Here is a 22846-nt window from a genome sequence, read left to right on the forward strand (position 1 = left end):
AGCTGGCCGTACGCGGCGCGCGCCATCCGTGAACACCTAGGGCGGTGGACACACGAACCGCCAGTTCGAGCCGCACCCGCCCCACCGGTTCCCATCCGAGGCGCCGCCATGCTCATGCAGCCCTGAGCCCATCCGCGACCAGCAGGGTGCCGATGACGAGCAACAGCGTGATCAGCACTGCGTCGGTGCACCTGTCGGTCCACACCATCGAGGCACAGGTCACCTCCATCTACCGCAAGCTCGGCACCTCCTCCCCCAACCAGGCCGTCGACCGCGTCCGCGGCCGGCCCCGGGCAGGCGGCTCGGTGGCCGCACGGAGCCTCCCCCGCCGGCTGACGGCGAGAGCCGGCGGCGACCCCGGAGTGGCCCGGCCGGGTCCTCGCCGCGGCAGGTCGTCCTCGAGGGGTGAGGACCGGCCGGCCGAACCAGCAGATCCTCCAGTCACCCACCAGGGCCATGCCCCGGCCGACACAGGGAGGTGCGGCGTGACACAACAGGTGACCGCAGAGGCCCGCGAAGCCGTCGACGAGCTCGGACCGGTCGACTGGATCGTCGTCGAGTTCCCCGGGAGCAGGTTCAACGGAGAGATCGCCCCCGCCCTCGCCGAGCTGGTCGACCGCGGCATGGTCCGGGTCCTGGACCTGCTGCTCATCCGGAAGGACGACGACGGGACGCTCGACTTCTTCGAGCTCGGCGACGTCACCGAGTCCGACGTCGGCGCCCTGCGGGCCTACGAGGGCGAGCTCGCGATGCTGCTCAGCGAGCAGGACGTCCTGGCCGTCGCAGCGGCCATCGAGCCAGGGAGCACCGCGGCGCTGCTGGTCTGGGAGAACACCTGGGCGGCCCCGTTCGCCTCGGCCGTCCGGCACGCCGGCGGCCAGCTGGTGGCCAGCGGCCGCATCCCGGTCCAGGCCATGCTCGCCGCGCTCGACGAGGACGACGCGAGACAGGAGGACTGACATGCCACTGGCAGCCAGGAGGATGCGCCGGGCCGCGGTCATCGGGCCCGCCCCGGTCGCCCGCACCGCTGTGACCGTTGGGACCGCCGCGGTCGTCGCCCACGGAGTGGCGAGGCGCACCGACCGCCGGGAGGACCGGCGAGAGGACCGGCGAGAGGACCGACGCTACCGACGTCGCTGACCGCTTCGCCGGCAGCGCACCCCGCCTCAGCCGCGACAGATGCGCCCTCCGGTCCGGCCGGGTGCTGCGCCGCGTCGGAGGCGCCTCGGGTCGCCCCGAGCACTCTCCTGCGGAGGCCACGTGGCCCGGAGGGGGCAGCATGCTGTTCTTCGGGCTGAACACCTGGGTGCTGGCGGCTCTGCTCGGTCTGGTCATGATCGGCACGACGCTCGGCGGGCTGTTCATCGGCCAGCGGATGGGCCGTTCATCGGACAGGTTCCGAGAGCCGCTCGGGGTGCTGCAAGGGGCGCTCATCGGCTTCATGGGCCTGCTCCTCGCCTTCGGCCTCAGCCTCGCCCTGGGACGGTACGAGACCCGCAGGGCCGACACCGTCGACGAAGCCAACGCCATCGGTACGACCTACCTGCGCGCGCAGACCCTTCCCGAGCCGATGCGCACCGAGACGCTCGACGTGCTGCGGCGGTACACCCGGACCAGCATCGAGATCGCCGACTCGGTGCCGGGAAGCCCCGCCCAGCAGGCGGCACTGTCAGCGAGTGAGCGCGACCAGCGCCGGCTCTGGTCGCTGGCCGGAGACGCTCTCGAGCGAGAACCGGTCGCCAGTGCCCCCCGTCTGTACGTCGAGTCGCTCAACGAGATGTTCGACGCGCAGTCCACCCGTGTGTACGCACTGACGAACCGTGTGCCGACGGCCGTGCTCGTCGTGGAGGTCGTCGGGGCTGCTGTGGCTCTCGGCGCGCTGGCCCTCCACCTCGCCCTGCACCTGTCCTCCATCCGGCGCGGTCTGGCCACGACGGTGGTCGCGGCCCTGCTCGTCACGGTCCTGCTCGTGGTGACCTTCGACCTCGACCGCCCGGCCAGGGGCCTCATCCGGGTCCCGGCGACCCCCCTCGTGGACGTCCATGCCTCCATGTCCGGTCCACCCGCATCCAGCGCTCCCGACTGAGGGCCGCGCACCGAGCCGGAGACAAGGAGGCTTGACACCCGCCGAGGGTGTCAAGCACGCTTGTCGCGACAAGCCCCCTTGACCACCTCGAGGTGTCCGTTGGAGAACGACGTCCGTGCGCTGCGGCTGGCCTGCGGGCTCTCGCAGCGCGAGCTGGCCGAGGCGCTGGAGGTCTCGCGGCAGACGGTCAACTCCATCGAGACCGGCCGCTACGACCCCTCGCTCCCCCTGGCCATCGCGATCGCCCGCCACTTCCAGCGCACCGTCGAGGAGATCTTCCATGTCGACTGACCGACGCACCGGCACCCAGACGGCGCTGGCGCTCGGCGCCGTCCTCGCGGCGGTCGCGCTGCTCATCGCCGTCGGGCTGCTGCTGCAGGAGTACGGGCCGGGCAACACGGGGCTGGGCTTCCTCCAGGGCGCGGCGGTGGCGCTGGTCGCCGTCGCGGTGATGGCGTGGCGGGTGCGCCGGCGTCCGGGTTCGGCCACGAGCTTCGAGCGGGCGTGGACGCAGACCGGTGACGAGCGGGACGACGCCCTGCTCACCCGGGCCCTGGCCGTGCTCGGCCTGCTCGCCCTGCCGCTGACCGGGGTCGCGGCGCTCGCGATCGGGCTCGGCGCCCGCGTGGAGGTGGTGCTGGCCCTGTTGCTGTTCGCGGAGGTGGCCGTGGGCGCGACCGCGTTCGCGGTGGTCAGCCGCCGGAGCTGAGGTCGTGTCGCTGCACGCCGAGGCCGCCGGCCCGCCCGGCGCGCCGGCGATCGTGTTCCTGCACGGCGTCGGGGTGGCGAGCTGGATGTGGTGGCAGCAGGTGCCGGCGTTCGCCGACCACCTCTGCCTGGGCGTGGACCTGCCGGGGCACGGCCGCAGCCGCGACGTGCCGTGGACCTCGCTGGCCGACACCGCCGACCGGGTCGCCGCGCTGGTCCGGGCCCGGGCGCCGGGCAGGCGGGCGCACGTCGTCGGGCTCTCACTCGGCGGCCAGGTCGTCCTGACCCTCCTGGAGCGTCATCCCGACGTCCTGGAGCGGGCGGTCGTCAGCGGGGTGACCACCGAACCGTGGCCGCACCGCTGGCTGCTCGCTCCGCAGGCCTGGCTGACGACGGCGCAGGTGCGCAGCCGGCGCCTCGTCGACGCCCGGGCCCGCGCCCTCGGCCTGCCGCCGCGGATCCGCGCGGCCTTCACCGCGGACGTGCCGGCGATGAGCCCGCGGACCCGCCGCCGCATCACGGCCGAGGTCGCCGGCTACACCCTCCCTGGCTCCATGGCCGCGGTGCCGACGCCGACGCTCGCGCTCGCGGGCGGCCGGGAGTCGGCGCTGATCCGGCGGGCGGTGGAGACCATCCCGGCCGTCCTGCCCGTCGCCGCGGGCCGGGTCGTGCCCGGGGTGGGCCACGACTGGAACGTCGAGGCCCCCGACCTGTTCTCCGCGACCGTGCGCGCCTGGATCGAGGGCTCCTCGCCGTGAGTCAGTACGCCGCGGCGCGCACCAGGAAGCCGTAGTAGCGCTCGCCGGCCATCCGCACCGGGTCGCCCTCGAAGCCGTAGGCCCGGTCGGCCGTGTTGTGGTCGGTGGCGTCGGCCCGGATCCGGTCGGCGGTCGCCACCGGGTCGCCCGCGGAGCAGATCCCGGCGTCGATGCACAGCGCCGCCGTCCCCGAGACCAGCGGGGCGCTGAAGCTCGTGCCGGCCGCGGCACCGTAGGCGCTGCCGGGCATCGGACCGGTCACGCACGTCCCCGGCGCGGCCACGGTGTGCGACCGGTCCTGCTCGGTGGTCGCGTAGTTGCTGTAGGACGCCGCGGCGTCGTCCCGGTCCCCCAGCTGTCCGAAGTCGGTGCCGTAGCACGTCGGCGACGCCTGCCCGCCGGGCCGGCCGTCGAAGTCGCTGGCCGCGGTCACCGTGAGCACCTCGTCGTACGTGGCCGGCGCGATGGCACCGAAGTCCACCGTGGAGTTGCCGGCGGCGGCGACGTACAGCGTCCCGGCCTCCACCGACCGGCAGATCGCCGTGTGCATGGCGTCCTGGTCGGTCGCACCGCACTGCCCGTCGTCGGTGCCCGCCCCGCCGATGCTCATGTTCGCCACCGCGATGTCGTTGGCGGGGTCGTCGTCGAGCCGGGTCTGGGTGACCCAGTCCGCCGCGCAGAGGACCGCCGCGTTGGTGGCCGTCCCGGTGGTGTCGTTGAAGATCTTGACGCTGTAGACGGGCGCGCCCGGCGCGACACCGACCACGCCGGCGCCGTCGTCCCGGGCCGCCGCGACGCCGGCCACGAACGTGCCGTGCCCGATGGCGTCGGTGAACGCCGACGGCGCGTCCACGGGCGTGCCGGTCGAGCAGTCGACGCCGCCGACGACGTTCAGGTCGGGGTGGCTGCGGTCCACCCCGGTGTCGATGACGGCGATGTTCGTGCCCACCGCGCCGGCGCCGTCCCCGGAGGCGGTGCTGCTCTGCTCGCCGTCGATCCGGTCGACGTCCTCGGGCAGGCACTGCGCGGATGCGGGGCTCGGCCCCTGCTGGCAGGAGACCGCGAAGGGCTCGCTGTCCAGCTGGGCGAACGTCCCGTCGGAGACGACGTAGGCGACGGCGGGATCGCCCTCCAGGGCCGCGGCCTCGGCCTGCGTCATCTCCGCCGCGTACCCGTTGACCGCGTCGTACACCGACTCCGTCTCACCGCCGTACTGCTGGTCGAGGTCGGTGGCGGCGCGGACGGGGTCGGCGACGCCGTCGGCGAGCACCACCAGGTAGCGCGCCTCCGCCGGGGCCGCCGCCGCCACGCTGGGGACGGCCAGTGTCACCGCCGCCGCCCCGACGACTGCCCCTACCGTGATCCTGCGCATGCGGTTGCTCCAGCGGCCGGTGCCGGCGCTCCTACCGGCGAGCGACATGACCGTACGGTTCCGTAATCCCGCGCCGGGAGGCCACGGCCCGACCTCCGTGCGGACCCCGGCCGCGTCGACACGCTCCGTGGACGCGTGCCCGGCTCTCCGTCATCCGTGCGGGTGGTCCGGCGGGCGCGGCGGTCACGGACGGAGGAGGATACGGCGTGCCCATCGACCACACCGCCACCTTCCCCGCGGCTCCGGACGACGTCCTCGCCGTCCTCAGCGACGAGGCCTTCCTGCGGGACTACGTCGACGCGCTCGGTGCCCGGCTGGAGGGCGTGGAGACCGGGGAGGCCGACGGCGGCCCGCGCACGACGATGCGGCTGCTGGTGCCCACCGTGGGCATCCCGCCGGTGTTCACCCGGTTCGTCGGCCGGGAGGTCGCCGTGGTGGACCGGCGCACGTGGGGCACCGACGGCGATGCCGGGCACCACGGCGTCGTCCACGTGAGCGCCGAGGTCTTCGGGCGCACCGCGGTGGTCCGGGGCGAGCGGCGGCTGACCCCGGTCGACGGCGGCACCCGGTCGACGGTCACCGCGGAGGCGGAGGTGGACGCGCCGATCGTCGGCCGGCAGGTGGAGGCCGCCGTCCGCGAGCTCGCGCTGGTCGTGCTCCGCCGCGAGGACGAGGTGCTGCGGCGCTGGCTGGGCGAGCCGGCCTAGTCCAGGCAGCGCTCGTACCAGACCTCGCGCAACCGGCGCCCGCGCCAGTCCCGCTCCAGCACCTCGCCGGTCGGGCGCCACCCGCCGGACTCGTAGAACCGCCGGGGCCCGGTGTTGCGCTCCTCGGTCCGCAGCAGGGCCCGCCGGTGACCCGTCGCCCGGAGCTCCGCCAGCACCGCCGCGAGCAACTGCCGCCCGGTCCCCCGGCCCTGCTCGCCGGGCTCCACGTAGAGGTAGGCGACCTCCCCCGTTGCGTCGTCGGCCCGGGCGAAACCGACGACACGCCCGTTCCGCTCGGCGACGATGAAGCCGGGCTCGTCCAATCGCGCGCGCCACGTCCCGACCTCCGGTTCCGCGAGGACGTCGCCCAGGAACGACGACCAGGCGGCCCGTCCGGCTCGCGCGTGCACGCCGGCGACCGGTTCCGCGTCGTCGGTCGTGGCCGGCCGCAGCACCAGGCGTCGGGTCACCCGACCGCCGTCCGCGCGCCCCGGGCGGCGTGCTCCCGGCGCAGGCCCAGCCGGTGCCGGTGTGCCTCCGGTGAGTGGACGACGGTCACCGGGCAGGCCGCGTGCAGCGCGCACTGCATGCTCACCGAGCCCAGCAGCATGCTGGAGAAGCCGCCGTGGCCGCGGCTGCCCACCACCAGCAGGTCCGCGCCCGCCGATTCGCGGATCAGCCCCTCGGCGGCCACGCCCATGACCGCCCGCACCCGCACCTCCGGCACCGGCTGCGGCACGTCGCGCAGGACCTCGGCGACGAACGCCTCGGCCCGCTCGACGGCGACCGCCCGGGCCCGGTCGGCGTCCTGGTCCTCCACCCCGTAGAAGTCCATCCAGACCTCCGGCGGCCGGTACGCGGTCACCGCCTCGACGGGCACCCCGCGACGGGCGGCGTCCTCCAGCGCGAAGCGCAGGGCCGCCCGCGCCCCGGTGGAGCCGTCCACGCCGACCACGACGCGCGGCCCCCGGCTGCGCTCCTCCGCCTCCTCGGCCCGCTGGGTCATGACGCCCTCCCCCGGCCTCCGTCCCCGCCGGACCGGGTGCCCGGCGGCCGGCCGGCACGACCCCAGCGTCGGCCGCCGCGGCGCCGCCGCCCAGGGTCCTTCGTCGCCGCCCTGCCGCCGACCGTCCCGCGGTGCGCTCCGCCTCGCGGTGCACTCCGGCCCGGCGCTGCGCGGCCCTGCGGCGTACCGTCCGCCCATGGCCGCGGAACCCGCTGCTGCAGAGCGTCTGGTCGGGGGCCGGTACGCGCTGCGCGAGGTGCTGGGCCGCGGCGGCATGGGCGTCGTGTGGCTGGCGACCGACGAGAAGCTGCAACGCCCGGTCGCGGTCAAGGAGGTCACCTTCGCGGTGCACCTGTCCGACCACGAGCGCCGGGTCCTGCGCGAGCGCACCCTCCGCGAGGCCCGCACCGCCGCCCGGCTCGACCACCCCTGCGTCACCGCCGTCTACGACGTGGTGGAGGAGGACGGCCGGCCCTGGCTGGTCATGGAGCACGTCGAGTCCTGCAGCCTGCAGCAGGTCGTCGACGGGGATGGCCCGCTGCCGTGGACGGCGGTCGCGCGGATCGGGCTGGACGTGCTGGCAGGCCTCTCGGCGGCGCACGACGCCGGCATCGTGCACCGCGACGTCAAGCCGGCCAACGTGCTGGTCGCCCCCGACGGCCGGGCCTGTCTCACCGACTTCGGCATCGCGACCGCCACCGGCGATCCGACGATCACCACCACCGGCGCGATCATCGGCTCGCCGTCCTACATGGCGCCCGAGCGGGCCAACGGGGAGCCGCCGGGCCCGGCGGCGGACCTGTGGTCCCTGGGCGCGACCCTGTTCACCGCGGTCGAGGGCCGGCTCGCCTTCTCCCGCGGCGAGCCGATGGCCACGCTCATGGCGGTGGTGACCGAGCCGCCCGGCCCTATGGAGCACGCCGGCCCGCTGGCGCCGGTCCTGCGCGGGCTGCTGACCAAGGACCCCGCCGCGCGCACCACGGCCGAGCAGGCGCGCCGGCAGCTGGAGGAGGCGCTGGCCGGTGCCGGCGTCCCACCCACGTGGTCGCCGCCGGCGCGCGGCCCGGCGCCCGACCGGCCCTCCGGGGCCGCCCGCGACGGCAGCCGCCTGGAGCGGTTCGACGCCGCCGACCTGAAGGGGCTCGCCGCGGCCTCGGCGACCGTCCTCGGCGCCGTGGCCCGCGACGCCCGCGACCAGGCTCGCCACCTCGTCGACCGGCGGCGGGAGCGCCGGACGGCGGGAGCGCCACCCCAGCCGCCCCAGCCGCCCGGGCCGCCCGGGCCGCCCGAGCAGCCCCCGCCCGCCGCCCCCGCCCGGACGCGTCGCCGCCGGTTCAAGCGCCGGTGGGTGGTCGTCCCCGTCGTGGCCCTGCTGCTGCTGACCCTGGCCGTCCTCGCCGGGCTGACCGCCCTGGCGGGGTACCTGCTCGGCTGGTTCTAGGAGACGCGGGCGCGGCCGATCTGCGGCACGCTCGCGGCATGACGACGCCGGACCCTCAGCAGCCGCAGCCCCGAGACATCGCCCTGGAGCTGGAGACGCCCGAGCAGGCCGCCGACCTGGAGGCGCAGAGCGAGCCGCGGGACGGGGACGACGACTGATGCGCAGCCGCGACCTCCTGCTCTACGCCTACGAGCAGATCGCCGAGACCCTCCGGGGCACCGTCGAGGGGCTCGACGCCGACGACCTCGCCCGGCGGGTCGGCCCCGACGCCAACCCCGTCGGCTGGCTGGTCTGGCACCTGCTCCGGGTCCAGGACGACCACGTCGCCGACGTGGCGGGCACCGAGCAGGTCTGGACGTCGGACGGCTGGGCCGGCCGCTTCGGCCTGCCCGTCGACGAGGCGGCCACCGGCTACGGGATGAGCCGCGAGGAGGTCGACGCGGTGCGGGTGCCGTCGGCCGAGCTGCTGCTGGGGTACTCCGCGGCCGTGCACGAGCGGACGGCGGAGTTCCTGCGCGACCTGTCCGACGACGACCTCGACCGCGTGGTCGACGAGCGCTGGGACCCGCCGGTCACCCTCGGCGTCCGGCTGGTCAGCGTGCTCTCCGACGACCTGCAGCACCTGGGGCAGGCCGCCTACCTGCGCGGGCTGCTCGGAGCGTGAGCCTCAGCGGGTCGCCAGCAGCCGCGCGGGCTCGATCCGGCGTCCGGCGACGTAGTAGATCGTCGCCCCCTCGGTCACGGGCGCGTCCCAGGCCGGGCTGACGACCAGGCGGCCCTCGGTGCGCAGCGCGAGCACGGTGGCCCCGAAGGTGCGGCCGAACCAGGTCTGGCAGTCGCCGAACGTGGCGTGCGCGAAGCCGGCCGGGACGCGGGTCGAGTAGGTGTTGCCGTGTCCTCCGCTGGTCATCAGGTCGTTGTAGACCTGCGCGATCCCGGGGTCGTTGGCCTCCTCGGTGAGCAGGAACGGCATGTGCCACTGCACCGCCTGCACCTCGGGGTGGACGTAGCGCAGCGTGTCCAGCCGGCCGAGGTCGCGCAGGGCGACGACCAGGTGGATCCGCGGGTTGGCGTGCGCGACGGAGAGCGCCACGGCCAGCGCCTCGTTGTCGTCGCGGACGTCCACGACCGCCGTCCCGGCGCGGGCGACGGCGGCGCGGGACATCACGTCCTCCGACGTCAGATCGCCCCGGACGAAGTGGACGTCGGGCAGCTCCGGCAGTGGGTCCTCGGTCACCTCGTCCCAGGCGCAGAGCACCACCTGCACGTCGCGCTCGGCGACGAGTTCGCCGATGATCCGCGCGGAGCGGCCGGGCGCGTACCCGAGCAGGACGACGTGGTCGGCGAGGTCCAGCGTGACCAGCCCCCTCAGTCTCTTGCCCTTCCCCGACTGCAGCGCGGCGGCCAGCGAGGTGAAGAGCAGGGTGAGCGTGACGATGCCGCCGACGATGACGTAGGCCCCGACCAGCCGGCCGCCGAGCGTCTCCGGGAAGACATCGCCGTACCCGACCGTCGCCGAGGTGACGGCGAAGTACCACCAGTAGGTCCCGGGGTCGGCGATGCCGCTGCCCGCCGGCTCGACCAGCGCCATCGCCAGCCAGCTGCTGAGGAACACGAACACGGCGACGGCGAGCGGCAACCGCCAGCCACGCAGCCGCAGGTGCAGCAGCCGCGCGACCCGCGTGATGAAGAACGGCACCCGACCTCCCGACGGCGACCCGGGGCAACCTAACCGACCCCCGCGGGTACGGCGCCGTCCGGCGCGCGGCCCGGTCGCCCCCGCCGTAGCGTCCGCCGGGTGAGTGGGACCAGCCCCGACTTCTACGCCCTCGAGGAGCTCCTCGCCCCGGAGGAGATCGAGCTGCGCGACCGGGTGCGCGCCTTCTGCGACCGGGAGGTCACGCCGCGGATCAACGACTACTGGGAGCGCGCGGAGTTCCCGTTCGAGCTCGTCCCGGGGATCGCCGCGCTCGGCATCGCCGGCGGCACCATCCAGGGATACGGCTGCCCGGGGATGAGCGCGGTGTCGGCCGGCATCGTCGCCGCGGAGCTGGCCCGCGCCGACGGCAGCGTCGGCACCTTCAACGGGGTGCACAGCTTCCTGGCCATGCAGTCGATCGCCCTGCTCGGCTCGGAGGAGCAGCGGCAGCGCTGGCTGCCGGCGATGGCGCGCATGGAGCGGATCGGCGCCTTCGCGCTCACCGAGCCCCGGCACGGCTCGGACGCCGTCGCCCTGGAGACCTCCGCGCGCCGGGACGGCGACTGCTACGTGCTCGACGGTCAGAAGAAGTGGATCGGCAACGGCACCATCGCCGACCACGTGCTGGTGTGGGCCCGCGGCGAGGACGGCGCGGTCGGCGGCTACGTCGTCGACAAGGGGACGCCGGGCTACCGGGCCACCGTCATGACCGGGAAGACCGCGCTGCGGGCGGTGTGGCAGGCCGAGATCACCCTCGACGGCGTCCGCGTGCCGCTGGAGAACAGACTCGCCCACTGCTCGTCGTTCCGGGACGTGTCCGCGGTGCTCGACCGCACCCGGTACACCGTGGCCTGGCGCGCCCTCGGGCTGGCCACCGCCGCCTACGAGCTCGCGCTCGCGCACGCGCTGCGGCGGGAGCAGTTCGGTCAGCCGATCGCCGGCTACCAGCTGGTGCAGGACAAGCTCGCCCGGATGCTGGCCGAGATCACCGCCATGCAGCTCATGTGCTGGCGGCTGTCCACCCTGGCCGACGCCGGGCGGATGACGGCGGCGATGGCGTCGCTGGCGAAGATGAACCACGCCGCGAAGGCCCGGGCGATCGTCGCCGACGCCCGCGACATCCTGGGCGGGGACGGGATCCTGCTCGAGCACCACGTCGCCCGCCACCACGCCGACATGGAGGCCGTCTTCACCTTCGAGGGCACCGACTCGGTGCAGTCGCTGATCGTGGGCCGGGAGATCACCGGCCTCTCGGCGATCAGCGGCCGGCGCCCGGCGCGGTGACGGGACGGCCTCCCCTCAGCCGACGGCGCTGAGCGGCGTGCCCACCGCGGTCATCTGCTGGCACTGCGGGCAGGCGGTGCGGCCCGCGCCGACGCGCGCCCACTGCTGCGAACCCCAGACCTGCACGATGGCCCCGCAGACGGCGAGTTCCACCTCACCGTCCAGCTCGGCCGGAGGCCGATGGGCCTCCACGGCGTGCCAGGGGTGACTCTGTTCGGTCGGTCGCCCCGGCGACCAGCGGTCGGGACGGGCGAACCCCACGGCATAGGACTCCACGCGTCCCCTGTGCCCCTGTCCACATGGTCGAAACAACCCGGCCGGGTGGGACGGACCAGGTGGGACCGGTGTGTCGCCGCGTCCTGCGGGGAACCCAGGAGCCAGCCGACCGGGAGGAGCACACCGTGACACAGACAGAGGGCCAGCGGGACGTCGTCGACCTGCTGAGCGCGGACCACCGTGAGTTCGACCGCATCTTCACCCAGCTCGAGGGGCTGGTCGGGCAGACCGGGCCCGACGCCCTGCGGAGCAAGCGGGAGCTGGTCGACGAGGTCACCATCGGCCTGGTCAAGCACTCGGTGGCCGAGGAGACCCAGGTCTACCCGCGCGTCGAGAAGCAGGTGGACAAGGAGGAGGCCGAGCACTCCAAGCACGAGCACGCCGAGGCCGAGGAGACCATGAAGCGGCTCGAGCGCATGGACGCCGACGACCCGCAGTTCGACGCCGAGGTGCAGACGCTGATCCGGGAGATCCGGCACCACGTCGAGCACGAGGAGAGCCGGATGTTCACCGAGCTGCGGGCGACGTTCGACCGCGACGAGCTGGTGCGGATGGCGGAGCAGGTGGAGCGGGTCAAGGCCATCGCGCCCACGCGCGCCCACCCGATGACGCCGAACGAGGCCGGCGTCCGCACCGTGCTCGGCCCGGTCGCCAGCCTGCTGGACCACCTGCGCGACGCCGTCAGCGGCCGGGGGAAGAAGACCGACTGAGCGGCACCGCCGGCCCTCCTCCCGCGTTACCGTCGACAGGCACCACGCGGGAGGAGCCGGAACGGTGGAACCAGTCAGCCTGATCGTCGGCGCAGCCCTGCTCGCCATGGGCTTCCTCGGCGGCCGGCTGAGCCGCCGCAGGCCCGCCGCGCCGCCGGCCCCGACCACCCCGCTGTGCGGGTGCGGCCACACGCTCAGCCAGCACGACACCGGGACCAACACCTGCTACGCCGAGCTGCGGCGCGACACCTACGACAAGCGGGGGCGCTGGTCGGGGCACCAGTGGGTGGCCTGCACCTGCCGGCAGTACGTCGGGCCACGGCCGATCGACGAGGTCTTCATGCCGCGGCTGCTGCCGCCGAGCACCGACTGACTCAGGCGGGCGCGAACCCGGCCAGCGCGCGGGCCAGCGTCTCGACCCGGTCCGCGCCCAGGGTGGCCGCCAGCGCGTCCTCGTGCGCCCGGACCAGGCCCTCGAGCCGGGCCAGCCGGGTGCGCCCGCGGGCCGACAGGTGCACGCGCACGCGCCGGCCGTCGTCCGGGTCCGGCAGCCGGTAGGCCTCCGCGGCGTCGACGAGGCCGTCGACCAGCCGGGTCAGGGTGGGCGCCGGCAGGGACAGCGCCGCGACGAGCTCCCCCATCGACCGCCCCGGCTCCGCGGCGAGGCAGCGCATCACGCGGAAGACGTCGAGCGTGGCGCCGTCATCGGCCAGCGCGGCGGTCACGCCGCGGGCCACCCGGCGTTGCGCGACGGTGAGCAGCTCCACCAGCGAGGTGCCGGGACCCGCCGTCACCGGGTTCGCCTGCTGCTCGACGACCATGGCCGCACCATACTCATCAGGTGCCCGAACCGACCGGTCCCGTGGACGCGTGGGAGGCACTGCTCCTCCCCCGCCCTCCGGACGTCGTCCGCGTCGGGCTGGCCGTCCCGCTGACCGGGCCGCTGGCGATGACCGCCCCGTCCGCGCTGGACCTGGCCGGCCTCGCCGCGGACGAGACGAACGCCGACGGCGGCGTGCGGGGCCGGGCGGTGGAGCTGGTGACCGTCGACTCCGGGCGGCCGCCCCCGGTGGTGGCCGCCGAGGCGACCGCGCTGCACGAGGCCGGCGCGTTCGACGTCCTCGTCGGGTTCCACACCAGCGACGTGCACCGCGCGCTGGAGACCGCCCTCGGCGGCCGGGCGCCGTACGTGTTCACCCCGCCGCACGAGGGCGGCCGGCACCGGGCGGGCGTGCTGCGGATCGGCTCCTCCCCGCGCGACCAGCACGCCGCGGCGCTGGCCTGGCTGGTCCGCCACCGCCGGGCCCGCCGCTGGGCGCTCGTGGGCAACGACTACGTCTGGCCGCAGGCCGTGCACCGCGCCGCGGCCGCGGTGCTGCGCGGGCTGGGCGCGGACGTCGTCGGCGAGCTGCTGGTGCCGTTCGGGCCGGCCGACCCGGGCCCGATGGTCGACCTCGTCCGGCGCACCCGCGCGGACGCCGTCCTGCTGAGCCTCGTCGGGCGGGACCTGGTCGCGTTCAACCGGGAGTTCGGCCGGGCCGGGCTGGACCGGCGGGTGGTGCGACTGTCCGGTGCGCTGGAGGAGAACGGCCTCTACGCGGTCGGCGGGGACGACACGGGCGAGCTGTTCGCCTGCATGCCGTCCTTCGCCGCCGTGGACGGCGCCGCCGACGAGGGACAACTCGACCTGCAGGAGCGGCACCTGCGCCGGGCGGGCCCCGCCGCGCCGGTGGTGTGCGCGTACGCCCGCGGCGTGTACGACGGGGTGCGCCTGGCCGTCACGCCGGCCGGGCCCCGGCCGGCCCCGCGCCCGGTGCGCGCCGTCCCCCGGCTGGCCCGGGCCGAGGGGCTGGCCTTCCGCGAGGTCCGGATCGCCTGACCGGCATCTGCTTCCATCTGGAAGCAGTGCGGCCTAGTCTCTCCCCGCCCGGCCCCGAGCCGGAGGAAGAGGAGTGGCCGTGAGCGACCCCCGTACCACCCACCACCGGACCGGCGACCCGGCCGGTCCGCTCCCGGGCGCCGCACGGGGACCGATCCCCGCGACCGGCGACCCGGGCGTCGAGGCGTTCGGCTACCGCCAGGAGCTCAAGCGCTCGCTCAGCTTCACCGACCTGCTGGTCTACGGCCTGATCTTCATGGTGCCGATCGCGCCGTTCGGCATCTTCGGCAGCGTCTTCCAGGCCTCCGGCGGGATGATCGCGCTCGCCTACGCCATCGGCGGCCTGGCCATGGCGTTCACCGCCGCGTCCTACTCGCAGATGTCGCGCGCCTTCCCGATGGCCGGCTCGGTCTACACCTACGCCGGGCGCGGCATCGCCCAGCCGGTCGGGTTCATCGCCGGCTGGATGATCCTGCTCGACTACGTGCTGGTCCCCGGCCTGCTCTACCTCATCGCCGCCGTGGCGATGAACTCGATCTGGGCCTCGGTGCCGATCTGGGTGTGGCTGGTCGGCTTCGTCGTCCTCAACACCGTCGTCAACTACTTCGGCATCGAGTTCACGGCCCGGGTCAACAAGATCATGCTGGTCGCCGAACTGATCGTGCTGGCGATCTTCCTGGTGATCGGCATCGTCGCGCTGGCCTCCGGTGAGGGGCGCGGGTTCGACTTCTCGCCGATCTACAACAGCGACACGTTCTCCCTCGAGCTCGTGTTCGGCGCGGTGTCCATCGCGGTGCTGAGCTTCCTCGGCTTCGACGGCATCTCGACCCTCGCCGAGGAGAACCGCGAGTCGGCGCGCTCGATCGGCAAGGCGATGATAGCCGCGCTGGCGCTGGCCGGGACCCTGTTCATCGTCCAGACCTGGGTCGCCGCCCTGCTCGTGCCCGACCCCGACACGCTCATCGCCGAGGGCGACGCCGCCGGGACGGCCTTCTACGACGCCGCCGCGGTCGCCGGCGGGGCCTGGCTGTCGACGCTGACCGCCATCGCCACCGCCATCGCGTGGGGCTTCGCCAACTCCCTGGTCGCGCAGGCCGCAACCTCGCGGCTGCTGTTCGCCATGGCGCGTGACCGCCAGCTGCCCGGCTTCCTGCGCAAGGTGCACCCGACCCGCCGCGTGCCGGTCAACGCCACGCTCCTGGTCGCCGCGGTCTCCCTCGTGCTGGGCCTCTACATGAGCAGCCGGGACGACGGCATCTCGCTGCTGTCCACGCTGGTGAACTTCGGCGCGCTGTCGGCGTTCCTGCTGCTGCACGTCTCGGTCGTCGTGCACTACGTGGTGCGGCAGAAGAGCCGGAACTGGTGGCTGCACCTGGCCGTCCCGGTGATCGGGTTCGCGATCCTCGTGTACGTCGTGATCAACGCGCAGGTGGCCGCGCAGACGCTCGGCTTCGTGTGGCTCGGCGTCGGTGTCGTCCTGCTGGTCGCCCTGCTCGCCACCGGCCGCGAGGCGGAGCTCCGCGCGGAGGAGAGCCTGTGACGATCTCGCTGGAGGTCGTGACCGTCGAGCCGACGGCCGACCAGCTCCGCTACACCTTCGGCGGCGGCGAGCCGCTGGTGACCGTCGCCCCGGGCACGGTGGTCGAGCTGACCACCGAGGACTGCTTCGGCGGCCGGGTCCGGGGCGTCGGCGACCTGCCCAGCCAGGTCTGCGAGTTCCCCTACCTCAACCCGGTCACCGGGCCGATCGCCGTCGAGGGAGCCGAGCCCGGCGACACGCTGGCGGTGCACGTGGTGGACATCGCGCCGGTCCGCGACTGGGCCGTGTCGACGACGTTCCCGCACTTCGGGGCGCTCACCACCACGCACTCGACGGCGATGCTGCACGAGGCGCTGGAGGAGCTGGTCTGGGTCTACGAGGTCGACCGGGAGCGGGGCACCTGCCTCTTCCGTCCCCGCCGCGGCGGCCCCGAGGTCGAGCTCCCGCTGGACCCGATGCACGGCACGATCGGCGTCGCGCCGGCCGGCGGGGAGGTCTTCGCCAGCATCACCCCCGGGGCGCACGGCGGGAACATGGACACCCCCGAGGTCCGGGCCGGGACGACGCTGTACCTCGGCGTCAACGTCCCGGGCGGGCTGCTCTCCCTCGGCGACGGGCACTGCCGGCAGGGCGAGGGCGAGGTGTGCGGCACCGCCGTCGAGGCGGCGATGCGCACCGTGGTCGTCGTCGACCTGGTCAAGGGCGGGGCACCGGCCTGGCCGCGGCTGGAGAGCGACGAGTTCCTCATGTCGACCGGCTCGGTGCGGCCGCTGGAGGACGCGTTCCGGATCAGCCAGCACGACCTGGTGACGTGGGCGGCGCAGCTGACCGGGTGGGACCCGCTGGACGCCTACCAGCTGGTCAGCCAGGCCGGCCTGGCGCCGGCGGGCAACGTCGTGGACACCAACTACACGATGGTGGCGAAGCTGGCCAAGCGGTACCTGGGCGGCGCCGTCGCGGTCGACGGGGTGCACGACCGGCTGCGGGAGACCGCCGCGGCCTATCTCGCCCAGCGCTGAGTCCCGCGCGGACGGCCCGGCGTGGCGGGGACCCCCGCGGGTTCCCGCCACGCCGTGGACGTCCTGGCCGGCTCAGCCGCCGGCGCCGACGGCCGCGGCGACCTCCGCGTCGGTCGGGTTGCGCAGCACCTCCCCGCGCCGCCACACCACCACCGGCAGGTCGGCCTCGGAGACCCCCAGCTCGCCGAGCAGCGCCGCGCCGTCGGCGGTGCTGTCGAGGTCGACGAAGACCGCCGCCAACCGGTTGCTCCGGGCGAAGTCCTGCAGCCGGCGGCTGTCGGGTGCGCCGGCCCGGCCGACGATGCGCAGGTCCGCGGCGAGCTCGAGCAGCATCGAGCGGCGCAGGAGGAACGAGCGCAGCACCGTCTCCTTGAGGTCGTGGTCGGCGGCGAACACCTCCCGCATCCGGTCGTCGGGCACGCACAGCACCTCGCCCGCCCGCAGCACGTGCGCCGTCAGGGACACCGGGGCGTCGCTGAACAGGTCGAGCTCGCCGAGGAAGCGGCGCGGGCCGTGGACGGCGAGCACCCGCTGCCCCGGGCGGCCGAGGTCCTCCACCATCGCGACCGCGCCGGAGAGCACGACGGCGAAGTCGTAGCCCGGGTCGCCCTCGCGGAAGACGGCGTCGCCGGCCTCGTACCGGCGCCGGACGCCGAACCGGTCCAGCACCGCCAGGTGCTCGTCGGTCAGCCGCGGGTCCGCGCCGTCCCGGTCGGGGGTCTCCGGCAGGTCGGCCGGCACGGGCTCCGCGACCGCGTCGGCCGGTGGGCGCTCCTCCCGCCGGGGGCCCAGGGCCGGCAGGACGAGGCCGGCCGGGTCGTCGTCGGCCGCGGCGGGTGGGACGTCGGCGGCGACTCCGGCTCCGGCGGTGGCCAGGAGCGCGGCGGCGAGGGTGTCGGCGTCGTAGGGGCCGGCGTGCCGGCGTCCGTTGACGAAGAAGGTGGGCGTGCCCTCGACGCCGCTGGCCTCCGCCGACTCGACGTCCTCCTCGACCCGGCGGGCGTGGCGGCCGGCGCCGAGGTCGCGGGCGAAGCGCTGCACGTCCAGGCCGATCGCCGCGGCGTGGTCGAGCAGGTCGCCGGGGGTGAGCCGGTCCTGCGCGGCGAACATCTCGTCGTGCATCTCCCAGAACCGGCCCTGGGCGGCGGCGGCCTCGGCCGCCTCCGCGGCCAGCCGCGCGTGCGGGTGGACGTCGACCAGCGGGACGTGCCGGAACACGTAGCGCAGCCGCTCCCCGAACCGCTCGCGCAGCTCCTCCACCGCGCCGGTGGCCCGGCCGCAGAAGGGGCACTCGAAGTCGCCGTACTCGACGAGGGTCAGTGGCGCGTCCACCCGGCCGCGGACGTGGTCGCGCGCGGGGTCGACCGGCGGGTCGAGCAGCACCGGCCGCCCGGTGGCGCCGGGGGGACGGCGGCGGTCGGCGAGCCGGAACAGCCCCCAGCCGAGCAGCGCGGCCAGCAGCGAGGCGATGAGGACGCCGACCCGGGCCTGGTCGGCCAGCCGCTCGTCGTCCAGGGCCAGGTCGACGATGAACAGCGAGATCGTGAAGCCGATGCCCGACAGCGCCGCTCCCCCGGCCAGCTGCCAGCCGGTGAGCCCGGGCGCCAGCTCGCCGAGCCCGCCGCGCACCGCCAGGAGGGTGCCGAGCAGGATGCCGAGGAGCTTGCCGGCGACGAGCCCGCCCACCACGCCGAGCGTGACCGGTGAGGTGAGCGCCGCCCGCAGGGTGTCCCCGCTGAGGACGACCCCGGCGTTGGCGAGGGCGAACACCGGGACGATGACGAAGCTGGTCCACGGCTGCCACAGCTGCTGCAGCCGCTCGCTGGCCGACACCGAGCGGTCGATGCTCAGCCGAGCGGCCCGGGCGAACTCGGGGTTGGGCGACTGCCGGTAGGCCCGCGTCAGCCGGGCGGCGTCCTCCACCTCGGCGACCCGCGCCGGGTAGGCGGGGGTGAACAGCGCGATCACCACGCCGGCGAGGGTGGGGTGCACGCCCGAGGCGTACATCGCGATCCACACCGCGACGCCGAGCACCAGGTACGCCGGGCCGCGCCAGACGTTGAGGTACCGCAGGCCCAGCATCAGCGCGAGGCCGAGCACCGCCAGGGCGAGCGGGACGACCGCGAGGTCCTCGGTGTAGAAGAGCGCGATCACGCTGAGCGCGCCGACGTCGTCGGCGATGGCGAGGGTGAGCAGGAACAGCCGCAGCTGCGCCGGGCAGGCCGGGCCGACCAGCGCCAGCACGCCGAGCAGGAACGCGGTGTCGGTGGAGATGACCACGCCCCAGGCCGACACCGCCGGGCCGCCGAGGTTGAACAGCACGTAGACCAGCGCCGGCACCGCGAGGCCGGTGACGGCGGCCAGCGCCGGGACCGCCGCCCGGCGCCGGTCGGTGAGCTCGCCCATGACCAGCTCGCGCTTGATCTCCAGCCCGACGACGAAGAAGAAGAACACCATCAGGCCGTCGTTGACCCAGTGCTGCAGGTCCAGGGCGAGCTCCGTGCCCCCCACCCGGACGGCGAACTCGGTGTGCCAGAAGGCGTCGTAGGAGTCGCCCACCGGGGAGTTGGCCCACAGCAGCGCGGCCACGGTGGCCAGCAGCAGCAGGCCGGCGCTCCCGGCCTCGGTGCGCAGCCTGCGGCGCAGCGGCGCGACGCGGGCCAGCAGGCCGGAGCCCCCGCCCGGGGAGGACTGCGTGCCGGTCACCACACCCGCGCCCATCGGGCTCCCGTCGCCGGGGTCATCCAGGTCTCCCGCCCCTCCAGGGCCCGGGCGGTGGACGACCGGGCGTGCGGTGGCAGTCTCCCGCCCGCGGGCCGCCCGGTGAAGCCGCCCCGTGGGCCCTCAGGCGTACCGGGCGACGAAGTTGGCCAGCATGCGGCCGGGCTCGGAGACCACCGCGGTGCGCAGCCGCGCGATCAACTCCTCGAGCTCGGCGGGAGGGAAGTAGCCGGCGTGCTGGTAGACCCGCGCCCGCGTGACCACCCCCGGGACGTCGAGCTCGGGGTGGAACTGGGTGGCGTACACGTTGCGCCCGACCCGGAACATCTGCACGGGGCAGGCGGCGGAGGTGGCCAGCAGCACGGCCGAGGGCGGCAGCACCCGGCAGGCCTCCTTGTGGCCGACCAGCGCGTCGAACACCTCCGGCAGCCCGGCCAGCACCGGGTCCTCCCGGCCGGCCTCGGTGAGCTCGATCGCCACGCAGGACACCGGCTCGCCGAAGGTGCGGTCGACCACCCCGCCCTGGTGCACCCCCAGCGTGCCGATGCCGTAGCAGGCTCCGAAGAAGGGGAGGTCGCGCGCGACCACCTCGTCCAGCAGCGGGCGCAGCTCGGCCTCCACGCGGTGCTGGTCCGGCGACTTCTCCTCGGGCGGGTCGCTGGAGTTGAACGGTCCCCCGCCGAGGAAGACGCCGGAGAAGTCGTCGAGGTCCAGGTCCGGCAGCGGGCCGGCCTCCATGCGCACCCGGCGCAGCTGTGCCTCGTCGAGCCCGGTCAGCCGGAGGAACGCCGCGTACTCGTCGTCCGCGGCCTCGTCCTCGGCCCGCGAGGCTAGCAACAGGAACGGGCGCATGGGCGCCGATGCTAGGCCGCTCCGGAGGCCCGACGCGCGCGGCCCGGGGGACGACCGGTCGTCGTCCCCCGGGCCGTGGGGGTCAGGGCAGCAGCTGGTCGAGGTCCGGCTCCTGCGAGAGGGTGCCGTACTCCGTGGCCTTGGCCCCGAGCAGCGCCATGGCCTCCTCGCTGAACTCCGTCCGGAAGGTGGGGATGGTGATCCGCTCCAGCACCGCCGGGTCGATCTCGGTGTAGGTGCCGGTGATCCGCCGGACCTCGTCGGGGTTCTCCTGGGCGAACTCCAGGGACCGGTTCATGGCCCGCTGGAAGGCCTCCACCACCTCCGGCTGCTCCTGGAGCAGCTGCTGGGAGGTGAAGACGCAGGAGATGTCGAGCTCGGGGTGGAAGTCGGAGAAGTTGTACGACAGCACCCGCGCGCCGGCGTCGACGGCCTCGGTGAGGAAGGGGTCGAGGATCCACGCGGCGTCGACCTGGCCGCTCTGCAGCGCGGCCGGGGCGTCGGGGAACGGGATCTCGACGAACTGGACGGCGCCCGGGTCGCCCCCGGCCTCCTCGACCACCGAGCGGATGGTGGTGTCCCCGATGTTGTTCAGGGTGTTGACCGACACCGTGCGGCCGGCGAGGTCGGCCATGGACTGGATGGGCGAGTCCCCCGGCACGACGACGGCACCGAAGTCGGGGTTGCCGGCCGTGGAGTTGGCGTTGGTGATGCACTGCAGGGGCAGCCCCTGGTCGACGGCGATCATGGTCGACAGCACGTTGCCGCGCCCGAACTCGAAGTCCCCGGAGACGACGCTCGGGACGACGGCCGCGCCGCCGACCGCGCTCTCGATGGTGAGGTCGAGCCCCTCCTCCTCGAAGAAGCCCTGGTCGACCCCGAGGTAGAGCGGCGCGGAGTCCACGATGGGCTGGGTGCCGATGGTGACGGGGGTCGGGCCCTCCTCCCCCGGCGCCGCGCTCCCGGAGCCGTCGGAGCTCCCGCACGCGGTGAGGGCGAGCAGCGCCGCGGCGCCGACGGCGGCGGCGCGGTACGTGGTTCGGGTCAAGGTGGAACTCCTTCGGGCCGGGAGGGGTGCGGTCGGGGTGGTGCGGGGGCGGTCGGTCACGCCGGCACCCGGGCGCGGTCCCGCCAGAAGCCCCAGGCGCGGGGGATCTGGGCGGTGATGGTCGCCACGGTCGCCGCCGCCTCCTCGTCGGTGAGGAAGACGCACTCGCCGAGGCGCAGCGCCTCGCTCTGCACGCGGGCGTTGACCTCCGCGTACACGGCCCGGTACACGGCCTCCTGCAGCGAGGCGCCGACCGACGTCGAGCCGTGGCCGCGCATGAGGACCACGGAGGCCTCGCCGAGCGACCCCGCCAGCGCGGCCCCGGCGGCGGCGTCCCGCACGAGGAGGTCCGACGCCGCGCCCAGGGAGTCGCGGGCCTCGAAGACGGGCACCCGCGGGGCGAGGAAGCCGGCCATGTGCAGGATCGGCCGCAGCGGCGTCCGGGAGACCCCGAAGGGGATGAGGGCCGGCGAGTGGCTGTGCACCACCGCCTGCACGTCCGGACGCGCCCGGTAGATCTCGGCGTGGATGTACAGCTCGAGGTAGGACGGGCGGGGGTCGTCGGTGTGCCCGTCGAGGGTGATCAGCTGGACGTCGTCGGGCCGGACCAGGCCGGGCGCGAGGTTGCGCGAGAGCAGGAAGGCACCCGGGTCCTCGGCCGACCGGACGCTCACGTGCCCGAAGCCGTCCAGGATGCCCTGGTCGACGAGGACGTGGTTGGCCTCGGCCAGCTCGCTGCGCTGCGCTCCTGGGTCCGCTCGGTCGGCTCCCGCGGCTCGTTCCGGCACGCCGGCCCTCCTCAGCTCCTCGCGGGTGACGGTCACCCGCGCTGGGATCGTGACCCGCACCACGCGGAGGACCGTGCGGCATTCTGGGCTGCGGAATCGACCGCTCCGGAGCTCAGGAAGGGGCAGCGGTGGACAACGAGCCGGTGTACCGCATCGAGTCCGTCGACTCCGCCCTCCGGCTCGCCGTCCTGCTGCAGCACGAGGGGCCGCTGCGGGTGTTCGAGGCCGCGGAGCGGCTGGGGGTGGCCCGGTCGACGGCGCACCGGATCCTGTCGATGCTGGTGTACCGGGACTTCGCCTGGCAGGACGAGGACCGCCGCTACCACGCCGGCCACGTCCTGCGGCCCATGCCCGCCGCCGAGCCGGCGAGCGTGCTGCGCCGGGTGGCGCTGCCGCACATGCGCAGCCTGGTCGACCAGTGCGCGGAGACGGTGAACCTCGTGGTGCGGACCGGCGACCGTGTGCGCTTCGTGGCCACCGTCGAGTGCGACCAGCTGCTTCGGGTGGGCGACCGCGAGGGCCGCCTGCTGCCGGCGCAGGCGGCCTCGGGCGGCCTGGTGCTGCTGGCCGCGCTGTCGCCGCAGGCGCTGGCGGAGATCTGGTCGGGGCCGGACGCCGGGCCCGTCGACCTGCCGGCGCTCACCCGGACGCTGGCCCGCGTGCGCCGCCAGGGCTTCGCGATCAACAACCAGGCCACCGAGCGGGGCGTCACCGCGATCGGCCACCCCGTCCACCGCGAGGACGGCGAGGCCGTGGCGGCCCTGACGCTGTCGATGCCCACGGTGCGCTTCAGCCGGGTCCGGGTGCCCGAGTGGGTCGCCGCACTCGGCGCGACGGCGCTGGCCCTCGAGCGCGACCTGGCGGCGGCGCCCGGGAACAGCACCGACGGCTGAGCCCGGGCGGAACCTGCCAACCGGGGCGGGCGGTTTTGTGATCCGAGCCACACCACACC

Annotated in this window: 25 protein-coding genes; 15 read left to right on the forward strand and 10 right to left on the reverse strand. The window is 74.9% G+C overall.

The window, feature by feature from the left end:
* Positions 1-485 precede the first annotated feature (485 nt).
* The 5 genes from ACI78Q_RS11850 (at position 486) to ACI78Q_RS11870 (ending at position 3552) form a co-directional block, all read left to right on the forward strand.
* Positions 486-959: a DUF6325 family protein gene (locus ACI78Q_RS11850; protein ID WP_456923568.1), complete on the forward strand. Its 474-nt coding sequence runs from the start codon at positions 486-488 to the stop codon at positions 957-959.
* A gap of 320 nt (positions 960-1279) precedes the next feature.
* Entirely contained in the window at positions 1280-2086 is an 807-nt protein-coding gene (locus tag ACI78Q_RS11855; RefSeq protein ID WP_456923569.1) for a bestrophin-like domain, read from the forward strand.
* Between the two features lie 99 nt (positions 2087-2185).
* Positions 2186-2377 (forward strand): helix-turn-helix transcriptional regulator, encoded by a 192-nt coding sequence (locus tag ACI78Q_RS11860; RefSeq protein ID WP_456923570.1) that lies wholly within the window; start codon positions 2186-2188, stop codon positions 2375-2377.
* A complete protein-coding gene (locus ACI78Q_RS11865; protein ID WP_456923571.1) occupies positions 2367-2795 on the forward strand; it encodes a hypothetical protein in 429 nt (142 codons plus the stop codon). The genes ACI78Q_RS11860 and ACI78Q_RS11865 overlap by 11 nt, the downstream gene beginning before the upstream one ends.
* Before the next feature lie 4 nt (positions 2796-2799).
* Entirely contained in the window at positions 2800-3552 is a 753-nt protein-coding gene (locus ACI78Q_RS11870) for an alpha/beta fold hydrolase (protein WP_456923572.1), read from the forward strand.
* A gap of 1 nt (position 3553) precedes the next feature.
* Here the strand turns inward: ACI78Q_RS11870 and ACI78Q_RS11875 are convergent, their stop codons facing one another.
* Complete coding sequence (locus ACI78Q_RS11875) at positions 3554-4924, reverse strand: S8 family serine peptidase (protein WP_456923573.1); 1371 nt, start codon at positions 4922-4924, stop codon at positions 3554-3556.
* A gap of 206 nt (positions 4925-5130) precedes the next feature.
* Between ACI78Q_RS11875 and ACI78Q_RS11880 the strand changes: the two genes are divergently transcribed.
* Positions 5131-5631: a DUF2505 domain-containing protein gene (locus ACI78Q_RS11880; RefSeq protein ID WP_456923574.1), complete on the forward strand. Its 501-nt coding sequence runs from the start codon at positions 5131-5133 to the stop codon at positions 5629-5631.
* On the opposite strand, the gene ACI78Q_RS11885 is transcribed toward ACI78Q_RS11880, so the two are convergent.
* Positions 5628-6101, reverse strand: a complete 474-nt coding sequence (locus ACI78Q_RS11885) for an N-acetyltransferase family protein (RefSeq protein ID WP_456923575.1) — start codon at positions 6099-6101, stop codon at positions 5628-5630. The genes ACI78Q_RS11880 and ACI78Q_RS11885 overlap by 4 nt on opposite strands.
* Positions 6098-6637, reverse strand: a complete 540-nt coding sequence (locus ACI78Q_RS11890; RefSeq protein ID WP_456923576.1) for a universal stress protein — start codon at positions 6635-6637, stop codon at positions 6098-6100. The genes ACI78Q_RS11885 and ACI78Q_RS11890 overlap by 4 nt, the downstream gene beginning before the upstream one ends.
* A gap of 196 nt (positions 6638-6833) precedes the next feature.
* Here ACI78Q_RS11890 and ACI78Q_RS11895 point away from each other — a divergent pair, with 196 nt between their 5' ends.
* Both ACI78Q_RS11895 and ACI78Q_RS11900 read left to right on the forward strand, forming a co-directional pair.
* On the forward strand, positions 6834-8078 hold the full coding sequence (locus ACI78Q_RS11895; RefSeq protein WP_456923577.1) for a serine/threonine-protein kinase: 1245 nt from the start codon (positions 6834-6836) through the stop codon (positions 8076-8078).
* Positions 8079-8235: 157 nt separating this feature from the next.
* Positions 8236-8742, forward strand: coding sequence for a mycothiol transferase (locus ACI78Q_RS11900; protein WP_456923578.1), 507 nt, complete (start codon positions 8236-8238; stop codon positions 8740-8742).
* A 3-nt stretch (positions 8743-8745) separates the two neighbouring features.
* On the opposite strand, the gene ACI78Q_RS11905 is transcribed toward ACI78Q_RS11900, so the two are convergent.
* Positions 8746-9777, reverse strand: a complete 1032-nt coding sequence (locus ACI78Q_RS11905) for an ion channel (protein ID WP_456923579.1) — start codon at positions 9775-9777, stop codon at positions 8746-8748.
* 99 nt (positions 9778-9876) lie between these two features.
* Here ACI78Q_RS11905 and ACI78Q_RS11910 point away from each other — a divergent pair, with 99 nt between their 5' ends.
* Positions 9877-11061: an acyl-CoA dehydrogenase family protein gene (locus ACI78Q_RS11910; protein ID WP_456923580.1), complete on the forward strand. Its 1185-nt coding sequence runs from the start codon at positions 9877-9879 to the stop codon at positions 11059-11061.
* Positions 11062-11076: 15 nt separating this feature from the next.
* Here ACI78Q_RS11910 and ACI78Q_RS11915 read toward each other — a convergent pair whose 3' ends face one another.
* Positions 11077-11214 (reverse strand): hypothetical protein, encoded by a 138-nt coding sequence (locus ACI78Q_RS11915; RefSeq protein ID WP_456923581.1) that lies wholly within the window; start codon positions 11212-11214, stop codon positions 11077-11079.
* 248 nt (positions 11215-11462) lie between these two features.
* Between ACI78Q_RS11915 and ACI78Q_RS11920 the strand changes: the two genes are divergently transcribed.
* Positions 11463-12047: a hemerythrin domain-containing protein gene (locus ACI78Q_RS11920; RefSeq protein WP_456923582.1), complete on the forward strand. Its 585-nt coding sequence runs from the start codon at positions 11463-11465 to the stop codon at positions 12045-12047.
* A gap of 64 nt (positions 12048-12111) precedes the next feature.
* A complete protein-coding gene (locus tag ACI78Q_RS11925) occupies positions 12112-12420 on the forward strand; it encodes a hypothetical protein (RefSeq protein WP_456923583.1) in 309 nt (102 codons plus the stop codon).
* A 1-nt stretch (position 12421) separates the two neighbouring features.
* On the opposite strand, the gene ACI78Q_RS11930 is transcribed toward ACI78Q_RS11925, so the two are convergent.
* Positions 12422-12868: a MarR family winged helix-turn-helix transcriptional regulator gene (locus tag ACI78Q_RS11930; protein ID WP_456923584.1), complete on the reverse strand. Its 447-nt coding sequence runs from the start codon at positions 12866-12868 to the stop codon at positions 12422-12424.
* 20 nt (positions 12869-12888) lie between these two features.
* Between ACI78Q_RS11930 and ACI78Q_RS11935 the strand changes: the two genes are divergently transcribed.
* The 3 genes from ACI78Q_RS11935 to ACI78Q_RS11945 all read left to right on the forward strand — a co-directional run bounded on the left by ACI78Q_RS11935 (position 12889) and on the right by ACI78Q_RS11945 (position 16485).
* Positions 12889-13926 (forward strand): ABC transporter substrate-binding protein, encoded by a 1038-nt coding sequence (locus ACI78Q_RS11935; protein WP_456923585.1) that lies wholly within the window; start codon positions 12889-12891, stop codon positions 13924-13926.
* A gap of 79 nt (positions 13927-14005) precedes the next feature.
* Positions 14006-15466: an APC family permease gene (locus ACI78Q_RS11940; RefSeq protein ID WP_456923586.1), complete on the forward strand. Its 1461-nt coding sequence runs from the start codon at positions 14006-14008 to the stop codon at positions 15464-15466.
* On the forward strand, positions 15463-16485 hold the full coding sequence (locus ACI78Q_RS11945; RefSeq protein WP_456923587.1) for an acetamidase/formamidase family protein: 1023 nt from the start codon (positions 15463-15465) through the stop codon (positions 16483-16485). Before ACI78Q_RS11940 ends, ACI78Q_RS11945 begins: the two co-directional genes overlap by 4 nt.
* A gap of 72 nt (positions 16486-16557) precedes the next feature.
* On the opposite strand, the gene nhaA is transcribed toward ACI78Q_RS11945, so the two are convergent.
* The 4 genes from nhaA to ACI78Q_RS11965 form a co-directional block, all read right to left on the reverse strand.
* On the reverse strand, positions 16558-19206 hold the full coding sequence (nhaA, locus tag ACI78Q_RS11950) for a Na+/H+ antiporter NhaA (protein ID WP_456923588.1): 2649 nt from the start codon (positions 19204-19206) through the stop codon (positions 16558-16560).
* Between the two features lie 123 nt (positions 19207-19329).
* Complete coding sequence (locus ACI78Q_RS11955) at positions 19330-20058, reverse strand: glutamine amidotransferase (RefSeq protein WP_456923589.1); 729 nt, start codon at positions 20056-20058, stop codon at positions 19330-19332.
* An 82-nt stretch (positions 20059-20140) separates the two neighbouring features.
* Positions 20141-21106: an ABC transporter substrate-binding protein gene (locus tag ACI78Q_RS11960; RefSeq protein ID WP_456923590.1), complete on the reverse strand. Its 966-nt coding sequence runs from the start codon at positions 21104-21106 to the stop codon at positions 20141-20143.
* A 56-nt stretch (positions 21107-21162) separates the two neighbouring features.
* The gene (locus ACI78Q_RS11965; protein WP_456923591.1) at positions 21163-21930 is read right to left on the reverse strand and encodes a class II aldolase/adducin family protein; all 768 of its coding nucleotides are present in this window, start codon (positions 21928-21930) and stop codon (positions 21163-21165) included.
* A 92-nt stretch (positions 21931-22022) separates the two neighbouring features.
* Here ACI78Q_RS11965 and ACI78Q_RS11970 point away from each other — a divergent pair, with 92 nt between their 5' ends.
* A complete protein-coding gene (locus ACI78Q_RS11970; RefSeq protein WP_456923592.1) occupies positions 22023-22787 on the forward strand; it encodes an IclR family transcriptional regulator in 765 nt (254 codons plus the stop codon).
* Positions 22788-22846: the final 59 nt, after the last annotated feature.

It is taken from the genome of Geodermatophilus sp. SYSU D00705, assembly GCF_054050135.1.